The sequence below is a fragment of the Microbulbifer sp. YPW16 genome (assembly GCF_021290385.1).
Lineage (GTDB): Bacteria > Pseudomonadota > Gammaproteobacteria > Pseudomonadales > Cellvibrionaceae > Microbulbifer > Microbulbifer zhoushanensis.
In genome coordinates, this window is the sequence record NZ_CP089928.1 from 3,381,037 (window position 1) to 3,403,877 (window position 22,841).

Annotated in this window: 11 protein-coding genes; 2 read left to right on the forward strand and 9 right to left on the reverse strand. The window is 59.9% G+C overall.

The window, feature by feature from the left end; all coding sequences use genetic code 11:
- Positions 1–7: 7 nt before the first annotated feature.
- Positions 8–1,894: a tetratricopeptide repeat-containing sulfotransferase family protein gene (locus LVE68_RS14675; RefSeq protein ID WP_232941184.1), complete on the reverse strand. Its 1,887-nt coding sequence runs from the start codon at positions 1,892–1,894 to the stop codon at positions 8–10.
- Between the two features lie 125 nt (positions 1,895–2,019).
- On the opposite strand from LVE68_RS14675, the gene LVE68_RS14680 reads away from it, so the two are divergent.
- On the forward strand, positions 2,020–2,745 hold the full coding sequence (locus tag LVE68_RS14680; RefSeq protein ID WP_232941185.1) for a 2OG-Fe(II) oxygenase: 726 nt from the start codon (positions 2,020–2,022) through the stop codon (positions 2,743–2,745).
- 53 nt (positions 2,746–2,798) lie between these two features.
- Here the strand turns inward: LVE68_RS14680 and LVE68_RS14685 are convergent, their stop codons facing one another.
- From LVE68_RS14685 to LVE68_RS14720, 8 genes are all read right to left on the reverse strand, one after another.
- Positions 2,799–4,622: a tetratricopeptide repeat protein gene (locus LVE68_RS14685; RefSeq protein ID WP_232941186.1), complete on the reverse strand. Its 1,824-nt coding sequence runs from the start codon at positions 4,620–4,622 to the stop codon at positions 2,799–2,801.
- Positions 4,623–4,709: 87 nt separating this feature from the next.
- Entirely contained in the window at positions 4,710–7,619 is a 2,910-nt protein-coding gene (locus LVE68_RS14690) for a TonB-dependent receptor domain-containing protein (RefSeq protein WP_232941187.1), read from the reverse strand.
- Positions 7,620–8,132: 513 nt separating this feature from the next.
- Entirely contained in the window at positions 8,133–9,002 is an 870-nt protein-coding gene (locus LVE68_RS14695) for a class I SAM-dependent methyltransferase (protein ID WP_232941188.1), read from the reverse strand.
- Between the two features lie 142 nt (positions 9,003–9,144).
- The gene (locus tag LVE68_RS14700; RefSeq protein WP_232941189.1) at positions 9,145–11,763 is read right to left on the reverse strand and encodes a TonB-dependent receptor plug domain-containing protein; all 2,619 of its coding nucleotides are present in this window, start codon (positions 11,761–11,763) and stop codon (positions 9,145–9,147) included.
- 310 nt (positions 11,764–12,073) lie between these two features.
- Positions 12,074–14,851, reverse strand: coding sequence for a TonB-dependent receptor plug domain-containing protein (locus LVE68_RS14705; RefSeq protein WP_232941190.1), 2,778 nt, complete (start codon positions 14,849–14,851; stop codon positions 12,074–12,076).
- 231 nt (positions 14,852–15,082) lie between these two features.
- A complete protein-coding gene (locus LVE68_RS14710) occupies positions 15,083–17,980 on the reverse strand; it encodes a TonB-dependent receptor (RefSeq protein ID WP_232941191.1) in 2,898 nt (965 codons plus the stop codon).
- A 135-nt stretch (positions 17,981–18,115) separates the two neighbouring features.
- A complete protein-coding gene (locus tag LVE68_RS14715; protein ID WP_232941192.1) occupies positions 18,116–19,165 on the reverse strand; it encodes a FecR family protein in 1,050 nt (349 codons plus the stop codon).
- Between the two features lie 511 nt (positions 19,166–19,676).
- Positions 19,677–20,201, reverse strand: a complete 525-nt coding sequence (locus LVE68_RS14720; protein WP_232941193.1) for an RNA polymerase sigma factor — start codon at positions 20,199–20,201, stop codon at positions 19,677–19,679.
- Between the two features lie 246 nt (positions 20,202–20,447).
- Here LVE68_RS14720 and dnaX point away from each other — a divergent pair, with 246 nt between their 5' ends.
- On the forward strand, positions 20,448–22,838 hold the full coding sequence (dnaX, locus tag LVE68_RS14725) for a DNA polymerase III subunit gamma/tau (RefSeq protein WP_232941194.1): 2,391 nt from the start codon (positions 20,448–20,450) through the stop codon (positions 22,836–22,838).
- Positions 22,839–22,841 lie beyond the last annotated feature (3 nt).

Consider the following 22,841-nt stretch of genomic DNA (forward strand, 5'->3'; position numbering starts at 1 on the left):
TTACCTGTTACTGGTTTCCGCCGCTGGAATTGACGGACTCGTCTTCCAGTGCCTGCACCAGGTCACTGGCAACCTCCCGGTATGGCTGCCACTTGCTGGTCCCGGACTTGCTGATTGGCTTGCGGACCTGTAGCTCACTGAAAGTGAAAGCCTGGGATGAAACTGGCCTGGCCTGAAGGTAATCGTTATCCCACGCATACCCTAGAAACCCGAAAAGACTTCGCGCGAAATTTTCGGGGTGTTCCAGGAAGCGATCAAAGTCCAGGTCGTATACCTGCTGCGGAAAGGTCTGCGACCAGAAGTCCATTAATTTTTGTGAGTGATGGTAAAAGTGGGCAAGGTCACGGACATTGCAGGCATAGCTGTGGCCCTCCGGGAATGGTTTGGCCAGGATGGACATGCAGACGTCGAAGGGGTTTCGCCGTAACTGCACGATGCGTGCGCGGGGAAACATCGACAGGATCATACCCACATACAGGAAGTTATGGGGCATCTTGTCGACCACGTCCCTGTCGCCCGCACCCGCCCGTTGCAGGTAATTCGAAGCCAGTTGGTCCCAGTCCGCCTCACCCAGCTCTGGAGCCAGCGCTTCCGGAATTTGGCCCAGCCGTTGCTGCAGTTGTGCATACACGAAGGGCAGGGCCTCGCTTTCGCCAAGACACTGTAGTTCACCGCAGGCGTCAAGCAAGCGGTGGATGACCGTTGTGCCGGAGCGCGGCATGCCAACAATGAAAATGGGGCTGCATTGGCTGCTTGACACTTTCGGGACCCGTGTCCCGGAAAAGCTCCGCCGGGCGATTCCTAACAGAGCCTCGGTGGACTCCCGGCTATAGGTCATGCCGGTATCCCGCAATAACTTTTCCTTGGTGTTATTAGCGCATTGGATCTGGCCGTAGGCGGCTTCGAAATCGCCGCTTTTGGCCTGGAGCTCGGCCAGTGCGAACTGCGCCAGCTCGAGGTCGTGGGGCGCCATTCCGGTACCTGTTATGGCACCGGCTAGTCTATTGGTCAGGGCAGTGTCAATATTGGTTCGCTCGCTAAGCTCGGCGATAATACTCCAGGCAGTACCAGAGGCAGGATCCAGCTCGACGGCAGCCTTTGCCCGTTCCAGTGCGCCGTTATAGTCTGCGGTCAGCCTTGCGATCTTTGCTTCCAGTAGCCGGCTATCCGCAGAGTCCTCTCCCCGGGTGATCGCCTCGCCGAGTAGTTCGCGGCTGGCTGTCACATTGTGATTCATCAGCTGCAGGTCTGCGAACTTTACAAAATCGCTGGCACCGGGCTCGATCAGATTCATATAGCGGGTAAATGCTTCAACCGCTGTGCTGTACTCACGGAAAGCGGCCGCAACGAGGGACAGCTCCCGGGCAATGGCTGGGTTGTCCGGGATGCTGGCGAATAGCCGTCGGTAAATTGGCAGGGCCTTGCCGATGTTCCCGAGCCTGAAGTGGGACAAGCCCAGGTGATAAAAGCTCTGTGCATCCATTGGCTCCACCCGCTGCAGGGTTTGTATCACCTGCTGATAGGCGCCAAGGCCAACAAATTCCGCGGCGATGAACCTGAGCTGGGCCTGGCTGGCCTCCACAGCACTGGCGAGTGGTGTCAGCAGGCGGTTCGCCTCTCTGGCATGGCCCTCGAGTCGTGCGATATGGGCTGCCAGCATCCGGCCCGGCAAGTGGCCCGGGACCAGTTTATCCAGCTCCCGGAGCTGGTCCCTGGCTGCGTCGAACTGCCGCCGCTCAATATAGAGTTCCGCCAACATCTGCCGTGCCTCAGCCATGCGTCCCGCCGGGACCAGGCCGTCGTTGATGCCAGACTCGAGGATCTTGCAGGCCCGGCTCTGTTCACCGTTGTGGACAGCCTGGCTGGCGATGGTAAACGGGTCGGGTTGATTCATGCCGTTAGGGCTTCTCTGCTACAATGGACGACGTTTTCAGCTACTGTTTCGCCGGACAGATCCGTTTCCGGGAAAGGTTTTTCTGGTTTTTGATCCCGGTAATTATTTTCATACGGGGCCTAGCAATGTATCACATCTCAACATCCCTGGACATTGAGCCATACCGGTCTGCATTTGCCACCGAGGGTGTTGTACAGGTGCCGGATTTCCTACAGGGATCATCCGCTGAAGCCCTGTACAGACTGCTGGCCGACCAGCCCGAATGGAACCTGGCCTTCAACAAGGGTGGGGAGCATGTGGACCTCAGTTACCGCGACTACGCCGGTTGGACGTCACAGCAGAAGGAGACGCTTTCGGAGGTCGTCTGGGCCCAGGCTGAGGTGGGTTTCCAGTATTTCTACAAGACGATCCCCGTATACGATATCTATACACAAAACTTATTACCGGGTAACGCACTGAACAGTATTTATGAGCTGGTGAACAGCAGTGCCTTCCTGGGCTCCATGCGCCGGCTGGTGGGGGATGATTCGATCAGCTTTGCCGATGTCCAGGCCACCAGCTATGAGCGGGGCCACTTCCTCCGCGAACATGATGACAATGTACAGGGCAAGAATCGCGTGGCGGCCTACGTGATTAACCTGACCAGGAACTGGCAGTCGGACTGGGGTGGGATTTTCCATATCTTCAATGAGGATGACTCTGTTGCACACAGCCTGGTACCGGCTTTCAATGCCATCAACGTTTTCCGGGTGCCACGTAAGCATTCAGTCTCCTATGTGACACCATTTGCCGGGGGCAGCCGCTTCTCTATCACCGGGTGGCTAAGGCGCGGTAGCCCCAGTGCCCGATAAAACGAATGGAGCTACTCTGCCGGGCCGCGATGGAGCAACGGATGCCGCTGCATTCAGGCGGGGACAGCGTCGAACGGCGCCGTAAGCCGTTCCCCCTTTTCCGTTGCTGGCAGTGGCACAGTGCCGTGCCAGGTGAAAGATGGGAAGAGCACCAGCATACCCGCTTCCGGAGTGATTCGCTCCTCAACCATGTCGGCATCACCAAGTTCGTAAGGAGACTGCCCGAAGACAATATCCCCTCCCTGGAGGGCGCTGCCTCTATTTTCGGAAGCGGACGGCACGCTGACGTAAAAGGCCGAACTGATCCAGCCCTGCGGATGCACATGGCTGACATGGTGGCCGCTGCCCCTGAGGAGCACTGACCATGAGCCCGAGAACCGGAATTGCGATGATCTGCGCCGCATTAGCGGGTGGTCGTCCTCTGCGGGCATTCCCGCAATATAGCTACTGACCACTTCGGTAAGGCTGTTTCGAAGAGCCTGGATCACCGGGTCGTGTTTGTGCAGCAGGCGACCGGGTGTCTGGATGCCAGCGCGCACTGACTGGTTCAGCGGTTGTGCCCGCAAATTGTGCATGCTTAGCAGGGTTTCCCGCAGTTGGGCAAGAAACTCGGTACGGCTGCTAAACCCCCTGGGTGTTGGGATTTCGAAGGGCTGGATGAAGGCATTATCCCGGGTCAGCCAACGGTAACGATCGTCGCCGAGCATCTTCCAGCAGGTGCCGCGCAGGGCCCATAGCAGTTGATCGTCGGGCGACTGCTGCAGGTAGCGGCCGATTTCTGATTCGGCCCGCTCAAACTGGCAGGCGCGTATGAGAGAAATAAAAAACTGTTTGGCGACGCTGATTTCCGGAAAGCCCGTATAAGCGCGTTCGAAAAACGGCAAGGCGTCACTGCTGTTACCCTGTGCCTCGGTGATGCGTCCGCGCAGGAAAACGATGCGTGGGTCATCAGAGCTTTTCCAGCCGGCCTCCAGCTGTTGCTCCGCTTCTCCCACTCGTCCAGCTGCCAGGAGGTCCTCAACCTGCGCCATGGCGACGCGGATATCCGACCGCAGTTGAGTGGGAATTTTTCGGTAGCTCTGGCCAAATTCCGAGTGCTTGCCCTGTTGCCAGAAAATTTCGTTCAGGGTGCGGTGTGCATCAAGGTACAGGGGGGTGTCGGTGAGAAGCTCGGACAGCGCTTCCTCTGCCCGGGAGTATTGGTTCTGGCTGAGCAGAGCCATTGCCCGGCTGTACCGAATCTCCGGGGAGCGTGGTTGTAGCTGCAGAGCCTTTTCCAGTAGCGGCAGGGCGCGTTCACCCTGTTCGAGTGCTGAATAGACCTGGGCCTTGCCGTACAGCGCGGTCAGGTGTTCCGGCTTCACTGACAGGGCGCTGTCAAAGTAACCCAGTGCCGCGTCGTGGTGTTCACGTTTGCGCTCGATATTACCCAGTAGTGTCAGGGTGGCCGGTCGCTTTGGCGCCAGTTCATCGGCTTTACGGGCGAGCCGCTGGGCATCCTCGAGGTTGCCCTGTTCGTACTCGAGAACAGCGAGATTGCGCCAGCCGTCCTCAAAGCGCGGGGCTGATTCGGTGGCATGCTGGTAATGCTGCCGGGCCCTCGCTATATCCCCGGTACTTTTCAGGAAGTTGGCAAAGTTGTTGTGCACTTCAGGTTGGCGAAAATCAATCTCCAGGGCTCGCTCAAAGCTCGCAATGGCCCGTTGGTGATCTGCCATTGCCGCATGTGCCAGGGCTGTCAAGTGCAGGACGTTGGTATCACGCGGGTTCCGTATCGCCAGCTGGTCCAGGAGGGGCAGGGCGCGTGCGGCCTGGTTGCTGTTGATCAGCTGGTAGAGCTGGCTGAGGGTCTGGGGATTGGCTTTGATCGTCTTCATGGCGTACATCAATACCATATGGGGCGTAAAAGAGAAACGGCGGGCAAAGCCCGCCGTTTCCTTACCTCTAGAGCTTACAAGCCTGACTTAGTCAAACTTGTAGCTGGCGCTCAGGAAGTAGCGAGGTCCCATCATGTCGTAAGTCGACGGGAAGGTATTCGCCTGTTCCTGGGCATCGCCGAGAGCATTGGGCTCGGTGTCCAGGGCATTCTTGATGCCGAGGTTCAAGTCCAGGTTCTCGTTGAATGCATAGCCGACAGTGAGGTCGAGGTAGTACTGCTCGTCCAGGGACTCCACTACCAGCTGGTTGCGTGCATCGAACGGGTTGGTAACGACGTCGCCAACAGCGATGTTGTTGAAGGCAGAGCCTGCGTCCATCAGGTCGTCAATGTTGCCGTTGGTCACGGTAACAGTGCGCGGTCCCTCGATGGCCTGCAGGGTGTCGTCGTCAGTTGCGCCGATGTAGCGAACCAGGGCAGACAGGGTCAGCGGGCCGCTGGACCAGGTAATGCGGCTGTTCCAGTTGAAGTCCTGACGCGGTGAGCCGCAGATGGTGCCGAAGTAGCCGGCGCAGTTATCTACGCGGTCTTCCAGCTCTGCGATCGGGGTTACGTCAAAGTCCATCAGGTAGGTGCTGTTGAACGCTACGGTGAGGTAGGAACCACCGTCGATACCGAAGGCCAGGTCAGTGCCGTAGTTCACGTTGAAGTCAACACCGCGGGTTTCGATCTTACCGATGTTTTCGTTCAGTACGTTAACAACGTCGACGTTACCGTCGCCGCGGCGGCTGATCGCCTGACAGAACGGGGAGTTGATGTCCTTTACAACGTTGTAGCACAGGTCCAGAACGTTGCTTACACCACCGCCCAGTACGTCAATGGCGTCTTCGATCTCGATATCGTAGTAGTCGATAGCGACGTCGAGGCCGTCCATCGGCTGGATAACAGCACCGAAGGTAACGGTGTTAGAGGTTTCTTCCTGCAGGTCCGGGTTACCACCGAAAACACCCTCGATCTGGCTGTTGGCCTGGTTGAAGGAGCCGGCAGAAGCACCAGTGGCGCTACACAGGCTGGTGTCAGTTGCCGGAGTCACATTGCCTGCGGCACAGGGGTCGTCAGCCGGCGGGAAGCCGTTGGACTGGCCCAGGAACAGCTCGGATACGTTCGGCGCACGTACAGCCTGCTGGAAGCCGGCACGGAACTTGACCATCTCGATCGGAGCATAGTTCAGCGCGGTTGCGAAGGAATCCACAGCACCGATATTGGAGTAATCGGAGTAACGGAATGCACCCCACAGGTTCAGGCTCTCTACGCCAGGCTGGCCGGCCAGGAGCGGTACGTTAATTTCAGAGAAAACCTCGGAAGCGCTGTAGCCACCAACGGTTGCCTTACCGGCGTTAAAGCCCAGTACGTCACCGGAGGACAGGAAGGAGTCCGGACGATAAGTGGACTCATCATCACGGTGCTCCAGGCCGAACACAACAGCGACGGGCTCGTCGGCAGTCGGGATGGTTGCCAGGGTGCCTGACAGGCTCGCGGACATTACTTCCTGGGTGATGCTGGTGACGTTGGAAGCGCCGACGTTGATGAAGTCGATGGCTTCCTGGGAAATATTACCCGGCCCCCAGATGTTCAGCGGTACACACCCGCCGGAAGTATCCTGACACGCATTGCCGGCATCGTTCACCAGCAGCGCCTGACGGAAACGGGAGGCAGCCACGTCGTTGTTCAGCAGGTTGGTGTTTTCCAGGTTGCTGAGGCTGTAGTACGTGTCGAATGACCAGTCTTCGTTGATGTCGCCACGGAAGCCGGCCAGTATGCGGAAGGCATCGCGGGTATCCAGGGACTGGCGAGAACCATTCTCAACCATGCGGCGACCGATGAACAGGTCAACCGGATCGTTGGGGTCCAGGCCCGCATCGATGTTCATCTGCTGCAGGGTCTGCTGGTAAGCAGCGTCGAAGAACGGGGTGTTCGGGTTGACGGAAATGGTGGTGAACGCCGGGGTCGGGGCCAGTTCCTGCGGCACTTCGTTGTGTGAGAATGCCATCTCACCGTAGGCGGTGACATTGTCGCTCACATCATAGTGCGCAAATGAGGAGATCAGGAAACGTTCCTGCGGCAGCTGCAGGTAGTTGTCCGGCGCATAGTTAAAGCGATCAGCCGGGTCCTGGAAGCCACGGGAAGTGCCGTCGGCATTAAAGGTCGTGCCGGTATCGAATACCAGGGTTCCGGGGATGCCGGAAGAACCGCCTGGTACCAGGGTGTCGGCAAAGCCGTCACCGTCAGTGTCGCTCTCACCAAGCGCAACATTGGTAAAGTCGCGGTCGCCCTGGAAAACAGCTTCACGCTCAGACCAGGAAGCGTAAACGGTGGCATTACCACGACCGTCGGCAAAGTTGCCGCCCATGGTCAGGTCGATGTTGTTCTTGGCGCCATCGCCATCAGCGGTGACGTCGTGCAGGGAGGTGATCTGTACGCCTTCAAAGTCGTCAACCATCTGGAAGTTAACAACACCGGCCAGGGCGTCAGAACCGTATACGGCGGAAGCACCACCGGTCACCACGTCAACACTTTTGATCAGCGTGCCCGGGATGGTGTTCAGGTCGACCACACCGGTCTGGGTGGCGGGGATATAACGGCGACCGTTAACCAGCACTACAGTGCGGTAGGAACCGAGACCGCGCAGGTCGACACGGGCAGTACCGTCACCCGGGTTGTTGGAGCTGGGACCGAAGCTGGGCAGGGTCTGCGGCAGTTCAGCGAGCTTCTGCTCTACGTTCAGGTTACCGGAGATCTTGAATTCCTCGGCGCCGATGGAAGTCAGCGGCGTTACGGACTCGAGATCCGAGCGCTTGATCCGCGAACCGGTGACGACAACTTCTTCTACGACAGTTGCGTCTTCCTGCGCAAAGGCAGGCATCGCGGGAACCATGACTGCGGCTGCAGTGAAGCCAATGGCTCCCTTTACAGCGACGGACAGGAGGTTCTTTTTCATTGTAAATCCTCTCTTGATCGTTGGATTTATTGGTGTTTTGCCAGAAATGGCGATGCAGAAGCGGCTACCCCCAAGCGGCCGCTTCCCTCCCAACAAGAGTATGACGTGCAGGAATTACGTAGCCTCAAAGAGAATTGACTGTAAAGTGCTGTTAAATATGCATTAACGACAGGTTAAAAATAATTGACCGGTATTTGCTGGCAGGTGGGGGAGTTTGCAGTGTCAGGATTGAGTGAATCGAAATGACAGAAAGAAGTTTTTTACGCCATCCTGACTTTTACCGAATTACTATTCGGTTTGCGCCGGTATGGGTACAGCCACCCGTCTGCATGAGTGGTGACTGTTAAGGGGCGGGGTTGCCTTCTGTTTTGGCTGCCAGGAAGTGGGTATATATCATCCCTTTCCTGTCTTTCGTGCCGATAAATTATTTTGTCTCATTTAAGATTTTGTCCCGCGGATTCGCCGGTACCGGTTTTTCGTCGGGGCGCAATCTGTATCCTCCCTGTCGAAGCCTTAGCGGGTGAGGTGCAGGTGGGTTCCGAGCTTTTTTCCCTGTTGGAAAATTTGCTGTTCTTCAAACGAGGAAAAGCCGGCGTTGTAGGCGAGGTCTTTTATGATATCGAAATCCGTTTCAGCCAGGGCCGCCGACTCCATGTCCATGAGCCGTCGCAATGCTGAATTATATTCACTTTTCCTGGCTCCAAGCTCGTCGGTGATCTTTTGCGCGGGTGCGGTTTTCAGTTGTCTCAGGTGGTTTGAAATATCAGCAATCAGAATACTGCCGAGCTCGTCACCGCCATGGACCTCCCGAAACCCGTTGATGACCCGGTTCAGCTCTTGTGATCGGTCAGCCGCTTGTTTGGGGGCACTGTGCGAAAAGTTTTTACAGAATTCCATGGCCGCGTCGAAAATCTGGTACTGCTGAAGCGCAGACTTGTAGATGCCAATTTCACGCCTGGAGTTTTCCAGTAGTGAGGAATCTGTCGTATGGCAGACGAAGTGAGCACTCATGCCAGGTTTCAATACTCGGTACACCTCGGGCAGGGAGTACTGCCAGTCGCTGTATTCGATACCGTACTGGGAGGTCACCAGGTCAAAGCTGGCGTCGGCGAATGCCAGTTGTTCGCAGGGCATATTGCTGTGAAAGGAAACGCACTCGCGCAGGGCCAGGATCGGCCTGGGCGCGCTGATCTGTGCAGGGATCACGGCCTTGTCGGCAGCGACCACCCGGGCATCGATGCCCTTATCCCGGAATGTCTCCACCGCGATGCATGCCAGTGCCCCATTGCCTGTGGCGAGATCCAGTACCTGGCTGCCCGGCTTCATGGTCGCAAACAGCGATTCCCACAGCTGGCGCAGCTCACCGATATAGTTGCTTTCCATGGCGCCACCAAATGTGGTGATAAAGCCCTGGCGCCAGAATTGATCCCATTGATCAGCCATTGATTACCTCTTAACCAAAAAAAAGGGCCAACAGAGTTGGCCCTTTCCTTTTCTCGAGTTACCTCAAGAATTTTGTCGCTTCTTAGAAGCTCATGGTGTACTCGGCGTAAACCATGCGACCGGTGCCATCATACAGGTTGTAGTGGTCACGCGCGTACTTGCCATCTTTATCCAGTACCGGATCTTCGTTGGTCAGGTTACGTGCGCCAACCTTGATGGAGCCGAGAGACTCGGTGTCCAGACGGTAGGACAGGTTCAGGGTAGTCCAGTCGTCCAGGTCCTCGCCGCTCTTGACCAGGGTGCCAGCGTCGGTCACGTCAGTGAACTCGTCGTGGGCCGCGATGTAGTCCATGGTCAGGTCAACAGCGTGCATACCCATGCTCCAGCCCAGCATGAACTGGCCGCGCAGGTTCGGGTACAGGTTGAAGGTGGATACGTCCTGTACCGGGCCCTGGTAGTAGGCGTCGCTCTCGTAAGAGATCTGGTGGCTCACCAGGCCGCCCAGGGTGATCATGCCGAATTCGGTGTCAAAGCCACCGTCGACCTTCACGTCCACACCGGTAACATCCAGGATGCCCGCGTTGGTGGTCTGGGAGAAGAACTCGGTCTGCGCGCCAGTACCAGTGGTGTAGATGCCGGTGGACGGATCCAGGGTTACACCGGAGGCCAGGGCGTAGAAGATGCTCTGGGCGGAAGGCTGGATGATCACGTCTTCCACTTCCACGTTCCAGAAGCCAACGTCCAGGTTCCAGCCGCTTACGAACTCCCAGTTACCGCCGAAGGACAGGGAAGTGGAGGTTTCCGCATCCAGTTCTTCGTTGGTGGAGTAGTAGGTGTCCCACTGACGGGACAGGCCGCTACGCGGATCGGTAGCGTCTTCCGCAGAGAAGGCAGACGGGCCGTACAGCTCGTCCAGGGCCGGTGCGCGGAAGCCTTTACCGGCGCGGGCACGCAGGCTCAGGGTGTCGGTGACGTTGTAGGTGGCGGACAGTGACGGCGCCACATTGGAACCGAAGTCGCTGTAGTCATCGTAACGAACGGCAGCGTTCATCTCGATCTGGTCGGTAACCGGGATGATGGCCTCGGCGAATACCGCGGCTACGTCACGCTCACCGGCAGCGGAGTTGCCGGAGCTACCGCCCACCAGGCCGGCCTCGGAGGCGGCATCGTACTGGTTGGCGTACTCGATTTTGTAGGCTTCGGCACCACTCAGGACGATGGTCTCGCCTGCGCCGAACCAGTCACCAGCGTCAAACTGCAGGTGGCCGTAGACCTTGGACAGGGCAGTGAAGTTGTCCTGGGAGGTGGTGGCCTTCATGGCGGCCGCACCTTCCGGGGAGAACGGGTCGATGCCGTTGTTCAGGACGTAGTCCAGGCCCGGGTAAGACAGGTAGTACTTACCATTTTCCTTGGACTCGTAGCGGCCTTTCTGTGCGTAGGTCTCGTAGCTCATGCCGTTGGGCAGGTCGCCACGGAAGCCGGCAGTGAAGTCGTACTGGGTGTCGGTCACGTAGTTGTCGCGCGGGCCGATGTTGGTCCAGCGGTAGTAACCGTTCACTTCGTAGTCTTCGGTGATTGAGCCGTCGGCCAGCAGGCTGTCGACGTCGAACGGTACGTCGGCGTAGTCAGCCGGCATGTCGTTCCACGGGGCAGCCGGCGGCGCGTAGCGGCCGAAGGAATCTACCTTGGAGAACAGGATATTGGAGAAGAACTCAACGTTCTCGGAAATATCGTAGTTGGCGCTCAGGAAGGTGTTGACGCGGCTCAGCTCGGCCTTGTTGGCGGAGATGTTGGCGTACGGGTAGGTACACAGGGTGCCGTCAGCTTCACCGAAGGCGGCCGCACCGGTCTCCATGAAAGTGGAGTCGCTGGAGCAGCTGGTCGCAGCCTGGATGTCGTAGTACTCGGTGTTCGGATCGTAGATCTCGATGGTCTTGCCGTAGTAGGAGTAGCCATCGGTATCCAGGTAGGCGTCCAGGCGGCCGTCGCCATTGTCGCGGATCCAGGCAGCGGTGTACTCGCGGTCGGCGTCGAAGATCGGGTCACGACGGTTGTACTCGGCAGCGAAAGTCACGTTACCGCGATCGCTGGTGATGCCGGAGATAAAGCCGAAGGATTCCTCGATGCCGTCATCATTGGAACGCTCACCGCGGCGGGTGGTGAATTCCAGGCCTTCGAAGTTTTCACGCATTACCATGTTGACAACGCCGGCAACGGCGTCGGAACCGTATACAGCGGAGGCGCCGTCGGCCAGGATATCGATGCGCTCAACGGCGGTCATCGGAATCATGTTCAGGTTAACGGAAGCAGCGCCCAGGTTCGGGGAACCCGGCATGCGGCGGCCGTTGATCATTACCAGGCTGCGCTGGGAACCCAGGCCGCGCAGGTCAACGGTAGCGTTGGACTGTGCGGAGCTACCGGAGCGCTCGTTGAAAGAACCCAGGGAGTTCAGCGGAGTTGCGCGCAGGGTATCGGAAATCATCAGGCTGCCAGTGGCCTCGATGTCAGTGCGATCCATGCTGACAACCTGGGCGGACTGGTCAAAATTTGTGCGCTTGATGCGTGAGCCAGTTACTACAACCTCTTCTACCAGGGCGGCGTCGCCACTCTGGGCAAAGGCGGGCATTACAGGAACCATAACTGCGGCTGCGGTCAGGCCAATGGCCCCTTTCACAGCGGCGGACAGGAGGTTCTTTTTCATTGTACATCCTCTCTTAAATCGTTGGATTTATGTGTACTTCTGCCTGTGAAGGCGATTTGTAGAAGTGGCTACCCCCAAGTGGCCACCTCTCTCCCAACGTTGATTAAGACGATCCATACGCCAGACCCCTCAAAAAAAATTCATTTTTTTCCCGAAAAAGCTTAATGACAGCTTGGGGACGTAGGGTCGCGAACAACAAATAGACATGATGATCAAATTATGATCATAGATATCGTTAGGACAGGTAAGGGGGGTTGTGGCGAAGGGAGGAAGGCTGCCCCGCCCTTTTGGGCGGGGCAGGAGGGGCATGTCAGAAGGAGAAAGCTACGCGGCCATAGAAGAAGCGGCCCACGGTGTCGTAGTTGAGCGGCAGCGTGTTCATGTCATCGTAGTTGGTGACATAGGGCGGCTGCTGGTTCCAGACATTGCGGATACCGCCGGACAGGGTCACGTTCTCCCAGCGGAAGTAACGGAAGTTGAAGTCGGTATACCAGGTTTCGTCCACCCGGGTGGCCAGGTCAACGTCCCGCGGGTCGATATCATCGACCGCACCTTCCATGCGTACGATCACATTGGTGGACCAACAGTCATACTCGTAACCGAAGCTGGTGTACAACTTCCATTCCGGGAAGGCTGCGATCCGGGTGGTGACCGGGTCAACCCCGTAGTAACCCGCCAGGTCTACCTCCGGCTCAAACTCACTGGCCTGGAACTTCCACTCGTCCAGCCAGGTGGCATTACCGGTAAAGGTAAAGACACCCGGGCCCAGGTCCTGGCTGTACTCAGCACCCAAATCGACACCCGAGGTCTCGAAGGTCGAGATGTTCTGGGCATTCAACAGCTGGCCGGCAATGGTGCCGCTCTGGTCGCGACGGGGGCTGGTGGGTAGCGAGGACAGGCCCACGGCACCGGCGCCGGTGATCAGGTCACAGGAGGGCGAGCTGAAGTTCGGGCTGGTGTAGCAGTTGCTGACGATGGTATTGGTGTTGAACGTGCCGATAGCGTTGTCCACCGAGATATCGAAGTAGTCGACGGAGAAACTCAGATCCTCGACGAAGGTCGGCGTCCATACGATACCCAGGGTCCAGCTCTCAGATTCCTCCGCTTTCAGGTCCTCATTACCACCAAAGAGACCGGTTGCCTGGGAGTTGCCCAGCTCGAAAGTGGGGGGCAAACCATCGGCGGCGCAGTTCGCCCGCACGTTGGCGTTATTGCTGCCGCCCCAGTTCACACAGGGGTCGGTATAGGTTTCTGCCGACTGCGTCGGAGGGAGGAACAGGTCATCGAGGCCCGGCGCGCGGAAGCCCTCGGCATAGGTGCCGCGGAAGCGGAGCTGCTCTATGGGCGCATATTCGAGTACACCGGCCCAGGTGGTGTCGCTGCCGATGGTGTCATAATCGGAGTAGCGGAACGACAGTTCGGCCGCCAGCAGGTCTACCCAGTCACGGCCGTCCATAATGGGCAGGCGCACCTCACCGTAGAATTCATCCACGTCATATGCGCCGCCCCAGTCCACACCACTGACAAAGTAGATCTGTCCCAGTGACGCGGCGCCGTCGACGGTGACTTCGGTGCGCTCCCGGCGCCGCTCATAGCCCACGGCCCAGGCGGGGGCCTCGCTGGCCCAGGGGATCGACCAGTCATAGAAGTCGCCGACCAGGTTGGCCTGCAGGCTGTTGAGGGTGGCTTTTTCCACCGGCGAATTGACCACCAGTGCGTAGTCCTGCAGCGGTTGGGTAAAGGTGCCCGGCCGGAAGGGGTCCCAGGCGGTTACCCCGGCTTCGTCCACCGCCGCAGCGCAGTCCTCGTCGGCCGCACAGAGGGCCGGATCCAGAAGGGTGGTAAAGCGTCCCGGGTTAGAGCGGCCGCGATCGATCTGCGAGTCGACCCAGCGGGCGTAGTTGTAGGAAATATCCCAGGTCCACTCATTGCAGATTTCGCCGTCGAAACCAACCACGCCCCGCCACATGCTCAGGTCCTGGTTGAAAGAGCGTCCGCCGGTTTCCACCAGCCGGCGGAGGATGATGGCGTCCTCTCCGGTTGGGTTGCCGGGGTTGGTGGCCGGCGCCGTGGGCTGGAAGAAGGTGCCTTCCGGGGCCAGTAGCTGGTCAGATTGCCGGTTCGCATAGAGGAGCTCGCCGAAGGTGCCAAACGTTGTGAAGTTTTCCCAGTCCCACAGTTCCTTGTCACCGAAACCGTAGAAGGTAACCACTTCCTGCGGGGTAATCAGGTAACTGACTTCCGCGTAGTTGAACGCGTCCCCGGCCGGGTTAAAGGGCCGGATCTGTCCGGTATTGGCATCGAGGATGGGGCCGCCGGGGAAGCTCTCACTGAAGAACCGGGGGGGCACGGTATAGCTGCTGCCACCGCAAAGCACTGAGCCGCCGCTCTCAAACAGCGGGCAATCGGAGAACTTGCGGTCGCCCTGGAAAATATCATGGCGCCGCGTGTACTGGATGTTCAGCATTACGTTGCCATCGCCGTCTTCCGAGGCCGCGCCAAACGTCCAGGCGGCAAGGTATTCCTGGCCATCGTTTTCCTGGGAGGTGCCCGCATCAAAAAACGCTTCTGCGCCCTCGAAATTCTTTTTGGTGATGATGTTGACCACGCCGGCGATGGCGTCAGAACCGTAGATGGTGGATGCACCATCCCGCAGGATTTCCACGCGTTCGATCGCAGTGGTGGGGATGGTATTCAGGTCCACCACGCCGGTGGAGGGGCCGGATGAGCTGAGGCGCCGACCGTTCAGCAGGATCAGTGTCCGGGAAGAGCCCAGGCCGCGCAATGAAACAGTGGCGAGGCCGGGGTTGCCGTTGTTGACCGAGGAGCCCAGCTGGCCGCCGGTCATTGATGGAACTTCCTGCAGGAAATCCTCCAGCGTTGTCTGGCCGGATGCTTCCAGTGCCGCGGCGTCGAAAACGCTGATTGGGGTGGCGCTGGTGGCATCGGTGGCACGCTGGATGCGTGTACCGGTAACGACAACTTCCTCCACTTCCTGAGCAAACGACAAAGTGGCAAAAAAGCTTGTAGATACGGCGGTGGCTGCGATTGCGCCCTTGATTGCCCGGGATAGACGGGATCTGTCCATGGTATACCTCTCCTGATACCGGTTCTAAACGCCGAATTCGGCAGTGCCCTCCATGACAACTGCAAACTTCTATCAACAGAGGCTTGCTAAAACACTAGAACATTTTTTCTACATGGAAAGTTTGCTTCGAACATTCGTACGCCGAAGGCGCGGCAGATCGATAAATAAAATGCCACAGGCAGGATTTAAGGCCGCAGGTTCATCATTTGAGGATGACCCGGTTGGGTGCCATTACAGGCTGTAGGAGAGGGTGGTATACCAGTAACGACCGCTCAGGTCGTAGGTGCGACCGTCGTGATTATCGTTGAAGGCGGTGGCGGCAAAAGGCGGGGCGCGGTCGAAAAGGTTGTCAATTCCCAGCGCCACGCGGAAACCGCGCGGCACCGCATAGGCCACCTGCATGTCGTGGCTGGTCCAGCTGTCGATCTTTCGCGTTACAGCAGTGGTACCGCGGGTAAAGGTTTCCTCCAGCGCATCCACGTAATGGATGGTGTAGCCGCCTTCCCAGCGCTTGCGTTTCCAGTAGATGCCGGTGTTGGCTTTCCATTCTGGAAGGGAGCCGGCGCCACCGCTGGCGGGATCCACGAAAGTCCCGGTGAGGTCCTCGGTTTCCGCCCCGGGGGCGGCCTGGTTCAGGTACCGTTGCAGGTGGCTGGCGTTGAATGACCAGCGCAACTGGCCGAGTTTCTCGGAGGACTTTTCATAACGCAGGGCCAGGTCGAGTCCGCGGACCTCGCGCGCCCCGATATTGAGGCGGGTGGCGATGATCTTGGTGATATCCCCCTGCGCGTCGCGCAGCACCCGGTTCGTGAACAGGCCCCGATTGGCGTTCTGGTCGATCAGGTACTGCGGGCTGGTATCGATAACATCATTCTGGCGGATGTCGAACAGGTCGAGTGTCGCAGCGAAGCCCTCCACGACTTCCGGTGTCCAGACGATACCGATGGTGCGGTTGTCGGAGGTCTCAGGCTGCAGCTCACTGTTGCCGCCGAACTCGGTCAGGAACTGGATGCGCGAACTGTCAGACACGCCGGTACAGCCGGGCAGGGTGTCTGCGTCCGCCCGGCTGCAGGGATCGAAAAGGAACTCCTGGCTCTGGTAACCGGTCTGGTTCATATCCACAAGATTGGGCGCGCGAAAACCGGTGGCATAGGTGCCGCGGATCATCAGGGATGGAATGGCCTTCCAGCGCAGCGCCATTTTAGGGTTGGCAGTGCTGCCAAAATCGTTGTAATCAGATACCCGCAGGGCAGCATCAAACCAGAGTTGCTCGTGCAGCAGCGGAACCGATATTTCGGTAAATGCCTCGGCCACCAAGCGGCTGCCCTCGGCGGCACCGGCGGCGATGCCGCCAATTTTTGACAGCCCGCCGGCATCGCTGGAGCGGAAATCAATGGCTTCGCTGCGAAGTTCTATACCCGCGGCGGCAGGGATGTCGCCCTGGTTGTAACTGGCGAGGATGCCGTCGGTGATGTAGGTCAGCGACATCATTTCGGTTTCACCGGTAACGCGGCTTTGCGCGCGGATGAAGTCCAGTTGGCTGCCGTCGATGCTGCCGCTGGGGCCCAGGAGGTTGACCGGAACACAATCCTGGTTGTCAGTGCAGCTCGCCCCCTTGAGTCCGGCGGACAGGCGCTGGGGGTCAATCAGGTTGCTGAGGGATTCCTCGGCCCTGGTGTAGTGAAGCCCTACGGCCAGTTCCCACTGCCAGCTGTCCCAGGAGCCCTTGAGGCCGGTGTTCGCCCGCCAGGTGTCGGTGCGGTTCTCCTGCTCGCGCGGGCCCAGCTCCAGTACCCGTTTGCGCACATCGGTAAGAGGTTCACCGAACGGGTTGTAAATATTGTCGGCGCTGATTTCCAGGTCGCCATTATCGAAGCGGGTGAAAACGGGCGTCGGGGCAAAAACCGTTTCGGCCTGGGTCTGTACGCCCATGATTTCGGCGAACAGGGTGCTGTTGTCCTGCAGGACCAGCTCCCCTGCGGTATAAGCGGACCAGCGCTCAGATGGCACTACTGCGGTGGTGAACTCACTGTAATCGTAGCGATCTTCCTGGGTCCACTGGCGATATTCACCATCACTGGTGGTGGTGACGATATTCCCACCAGCGAGGCCGATAAAACCGTTGGGCGAGGCTGCCGAGCGCAAGTCTGTGCCGCCCCGGTCACGGTTGTCCGCAGTGGCGGACAGTATACGATCACGGCTTTTCAGTTCGCCCTGCTGGTAATGGGCGAGGCTGAACATCAGGTGGCCGTTCTCGAATGCCTGGCCCCAGGTCAGGTGGTTCGATGTGGTCTCCTGGTCGCCCTGCTCGGCGGCGCCGTAATAGGTGTTGAGCGACAGGCCCTCGAAGTCGCGGCGCAGGATGATATTGACTACGCCGGCGATGGCGTCTGAGCCATAAACAGCGGAGGCGCCATCTTTCAGGATTTCAATCCGGTCCACGGCAGAGAGGGGGATGGTGTTCAGGTCGGCGGTCTCACCGCCAAAGCCGTTGCTCACAATCCGCCGGCCATTGATCAGCACCAGCGTGTTGCTGGCGGGCAGTCCGCGCAGGGTTACATTGGCGGTGCCATCGCCGCCGTTACTGACCGAGGTGCTGGTGGAGTTGCCGGAAACCGCCGGCAGGAATTTCAGCAGTTCTGAAATCGTCTGTGCGCCGGTGATCTCGAGCTCCGGCTGCGCAAGGATATCGATGGGGGCGTAGCTGCTCAGCCGCTTGTGCCGCAAGTGGGTGCCGGTGAGGCTGCGACCGGTTACCGTAATCTCCTCCGTGGGCGATGGTGGCTGGTCGCCGGAGGACTGCTCGACCGGCGCTGCCCGTGCCACCACGGCCACGGCCGCCGGGCCGATACGGCGGTAATCGAAGGGGGAGCCGCCCAGTAGCTGCTCCAGTGCCGCGACGAAATCCCCATCTTTCGCAGGGAGCTCCTGCTTCGGCACCGTATAGCCGTTTACTGCAGAAGCGTGCACCAGCACGGAAATCTTACATTGCTGGCCCAGGGTGATCAGGGCACTGGAGAGCTTGCCGGCGGGTAGCTGGATCCCGGAAGTCGGGCAGGCAGCACCAGCAGACGCTGGAAGCGCTGCAAGAGTCGCCAGTGACAGTGTGGCCCAGAGCCGTCTAATCAATCTGCTTGCCCGTTTCGCACCAACGGCGGCCGGCCTGGCCGGATATGCCGCTGTTTCTTATCTGGATTTATCGGTGAACGGCGGGACTCAGCGGGGAGGCTGTTTAATATTTGTCCGCCCGGGCAGTTTTATAACTTAGTTAGGCTTGGGAGACAAGAGAGTCAGGTCTGGATTGCTGCGATCCTCCTGGAGGTCCAGGGCCGCGGCTATGGCTTTCAGGGTGTTATCGGGGTCGGACAGCTCGAAAGTGCCGGATAGCTTGCGCTCACGCACGCTGGCGTCGGCCGCAGCGGGTATTGGCAGGTAACGATTCAGCTCCTCGAGAGCCTCTTCCAGGGGGGTTCGGTCAAACACCAGCACGCCGCGGGTCCAGTCCAGGGCCTCGTCGGCGGAAGTTGCGCTTACCTGGCCCAGGCCGCTGCCCGAAACACTGACTTTCTGGTTTTTTACCAGTTTGACGGACTCGGGACGCAGGCCGCTGGCGCTGCTGGACTCGCTCACCGAGACCACCCCGCCGGTGACGGAAACCCGGGTATTGTCCGGGTTGCGCTCAACATTGAATTCTGTGCCCAGTACGCGGATCTTCGCCTTGCCGGCTGCCACGGTAAACGGGCGTGCGGTCTGGCGCTCTACATCGAAGAACGCCTCGCCGCGCAACAGGGTGGTGCGGCGCTCTTCGCGGCTGTAGCTTACCTGGAGTTCAGAGTTGGTATTCAGTTGCACCCGGGTGCCGTCAGTCAGGGTTACGGTTCGGGTTTCGCCAACCACAGTGGTGTACACCTGCTGGTTCACGGCGTCCTCGGCCAGCCACTGGTTGCCGACCCAGAGGGTCACCACCAGGCAGGCCGCGACCAGGCCACCACCGCTGAGCCACTGCGCCCATCCCCAGCCACCGTTGTCCGCGCTGGCTTTGCGGCGACCTTCCGGGGCCGGGCGGGTCGATACCGTGGGCAGGCTTTCCGGAAACAGCTGGTCGATCGGCATATGGCCGAGAGCACCAAGGTCGCCCCAGAGACCGGACATTTCATCGAAGGCTCGGCGATTAGCCGCAGAGCCGCCGATCCAGCTGGCAAACTCGCGCCGGTCGGCCGCGGAAACGGCGTCCGAGCGCAGGCGCGCGATCCAGGCACATGCCTGGTCGAGCTGCTCTTCGCTGGGATTGATCTGTCCGCCCGCTGAGTTCACCACTGTTTAACCTGTTTAAGTCCAAATCCTGTTATGCCTGTTGGCGGTTTGCGTCGCTGAAGCCGGGCGCCTTGCCGGGCGCCCCAAAACGGCGCATTCTATCGATAATGTGCACTGTTGGCGCGTTTTTCCGCGCCTGGGCGCTGCTTCGCGCAATAACTGTTAGCAGTTGCGCTCAATATTAGCGTTTTCTGTGCTGCTGGGCCTGTTTTTTGTGTTCAGATGACCAGCTCTTGAGATGAGACGACCGACCAGGGGGATCCCTCAAGAGTTTTTGTAAAAAAATTAGCGCACTGCGCACAAACGTTGTGCGCCAGGTCTCGGCTAGCCCCTCCGGGGCAGCGTGGAGAGAACTTTTTCTCGTGAACGCCCTCCACTGTTGCCGGTCAAATCCCCGCAAATCTGCTGGCTGGCGCATGTTAACGGTGGATCGTGAAGGTTCCCTGACAGTTTCCCGGATGTACTGTTGCAGGGGCGGGGAAAAGTGTAGTCGCCCGGGTGCAGGCTGCTGTCAGGGTGGGGTGACTTTGCGACGGCAGGCCTTGAGTGCCTGGAGGATGTACTTTTCGACGCTGCTCACCGAGGTATTCATTTCCCTGGCAATCTCGTTATAAGAGAGTCCGCGCGTGCGGTGCAGCAGGAACGCCTGCCGGCATTTCAGTGGCAGGCTGTCCATTGCCTCGTAGATGGACTGCAGTTGCTGTCGGGCGGCAAGGACCCGTTCCGGGGACTGGTGATCGGCGTGGTCGTCAGGCAGTGCTTCCCCCTCGGCCGGAGTCTGCTGGCTGACATAGTCCATGTGCAGGCGGCCACGGCGCAGCTGGTCTACAGCCAGGTTGTTGGCGATCTGGTAGAGGTACGCCCGGGGGTTATCCAGCTCTTTCTCGTCGCTGAGCTTTTGCAGGCGCAGGTAGGCGTGCTGGGCAATGTCCTCGGCATCCTCAGTATTCCTGACGATCCTAGTCACAAAGCGCACCAGCGCCTGGCCGTGTTCGGCAAACAGCTTTTCGAGAAGCGTTTTCCGACTTTTATTCATCGATAAGTGGGATTCCTGACTGCGCTCGTTGTGATTTTGTTGTGTTGCGAGCTGGCGCACAGTTATATCACAGGCCTCTCCCCGGCGACGAGGGGGCCGGGGGAAATCCCTGCCCCTGCCCGGGACATCCGGTTGGCCACGGCGTGGCGACGCTATTACTTGGCGGTGATCCCGTTATAATGGGGCCCGCGCCGTGGGCGCGTAGACCGAATGAATTCACAGGGCGCCGGGAGCGCTGGAGAGCGGATGAGTTATCAAGTACTGGCTCGCAAGTGGCGGCCGCGGTTGTTCCGGGAGATGGTGGGGCAGGAGCACGTGCTGCAGGCCCTGATCAACGCCCTGGATAACGGTCGGCTGCACCATGCCTACCTGTTCGCCGGTACCCGGGGGGTGGGCAAGACCACCATTGCCCGCATCCTGGCCAAGTGCCTGAACTGTGAAAGCGGGGTCAGCTCCGAGCCCTGCGGCCAGTGCGCGGCCTGTACGGAAATCGCCGAGGGCCGCTTTGTCGACCTGATTGAAGTGGATGCGGCCTCGCGCACCAAGGTGGAGGACACCCGCGAGCTGCTGGAGAATGTGCAGTACGCTCCCACCCGGGGCCGCTACAAGGTGTACCTGATCGACGAGGTACATATGCTTTCCAACAGCTCATTCAACGCCCTGTTGAAGACGCTGGAGGAGCCCCCGCCCCACGTCAAATTCCTGCTGGCTACCACCGATCCGCAGAAACTGCCGGTGACTGTCCTGTCGCGCTGTTTGCAGTTTAACCTCAAGAACATGAGCCCCGAGCGGGTGGTGGAGCACCTCCGTTTCGTGCTTGAGCAGGAAATGGTGCCGTTCGAGCAGGGGGCCCTGTGGCACCTCGGGCGTGCTGCGGATGGTAGTATGCGCGATGCCATGAGCCTGACCGATCAGGCAATCGCCTTTGGCGGCGGCAAGGTGGCCGAGGCCGAGGTCCGCGCCATGCTGGGCAGCATCGATACCGGGCTGGTATGGAAGCTGCTGGAAGCCCTGGCCGATGAGAGTGCCCCGGCCCTGTTCGCGGCGGTAGAGGAACTCGCCGGACAGGCGCCTGACTACAGCGCCGCCCTGGCTGAACTGGCCAACAACCTGCATCGTATCGCTGTGGCCCAGGTCCTGCCGCAGTCGGTGGACAACACCCTGGGGGACGGGGAGCGCCTGCAGCAGCATGCCGCGCGACTGGCCCCTGAAAACGTACAGCTGTATTACCAGATGGCCCTGCTTGCCCGGCGGGACCTGCCGCTGGCGCCAGACCCGCGCAGTGGATTCGAGATGGCCCTACTGCGGATGCTGGCTTTCCGGCCCCAGGGCGTGGCGGATATTCCCAGCGCCCGGCTGGAAGCGGATGCCGGCAACCAGCCCGCAGCGGGAGATCCCGGCGTAAAAAAGCCGCAACAGGACCCGGCGCCGGCTGAAGCCGGCACTTCTCCCGTACAAACGCAACCCGAAACCGCGGCTCCCGGAACAGCGTCCATGCCCGCTGGTGCGCCCGATCATGCAGGGCCCACCTGGGCGGAAGAGCCTTCCAGCCCGGCTGCTCCTGCGCAGCAGGCCAGCAGCGGCCCGCAGCCGGCTGGCGCTTTCCCTCAAGCGGCGAGCACTCCACCCGCGCCTGTACCTGAAGCGGCCGCCGCTACTGACAGCACACCGCCCTGGGAGGAAGTCCCGCAGCCCGGGCCGGTAGAGAGCCCTCAGCGCGTAGCCACGCAGGGTCCCCAGCCTGCGGCTATGCAGAGCCAGCAGCCTGTGGGCGTAGAGAGCCATCAGCCCGAGGGTATGCAGAGCCATCAGCCCATGGGTGCGGAGAGCCATCAGCCCCAGGAGATGGAGAGCCATCAGCCCGGGAGTGTGGGGAATCCCCAGCGAGGCAATATAAACAGTACCCAGCGGGCGGATAATCATCAGCCGGTCGAGAGCCCTCAGCCGGTTGAGAGCCCTCAGCGGGTAGGGAGCCCTCAGCGGGCAGAGCCCCCCGGGCCAGCCGGAAATCCCCAGCCAGCCCCGGCGGCGGGACAGGCCGGCCCTGGTGGGCCCGTCCAGGATGGCCACGATTCAGGGGCCGCAGCGGCGGGCGGCGCGACGGAGCAGCGCGCGGCGTTGCGCGAGCAGTTGCGCCAGCAGGTAGCCGCGGTGGAATCCACCCCGGTGGCCGGGGTTGAGGCGCAGCCGGCGGCACCGGAACCGGAGCCCGCACCGGCCGCGCCGCGGGCCCGCCTGGAAGCCCTGACTCCGGGTAACTGGCCGGCGCTGTACCCGCAGCTGGGGATTACCGGCATACTGCATTCAATTGCCATGCACCTGGAACTGGTGGGGCGGCAGGACAATATACTGTCTTTTACCCTCGATGAGTCCTACAGCAGTCTGTATGACGAGGTGCACCAGCGTCGCCTGGCGGATGTCATCGGTGACTTTGTTCAGCAGCCGGTCAATGTGCATATCCAGGTGGGCCAGGTACATGGCACCACCCCTGCGCGACTGGTGCAGGCCACTCGCGAGGCGCGCGCGGCAGCGGCCCGCGACGCCCTGGCGCAGGACCCGCTGGTGCGGGAACTGCAGGAAGAACTCGGCGCCGAACTGGTGGCCGAGTCGGTCGAATATCTGAAAGAGAGTGAGTGAGAC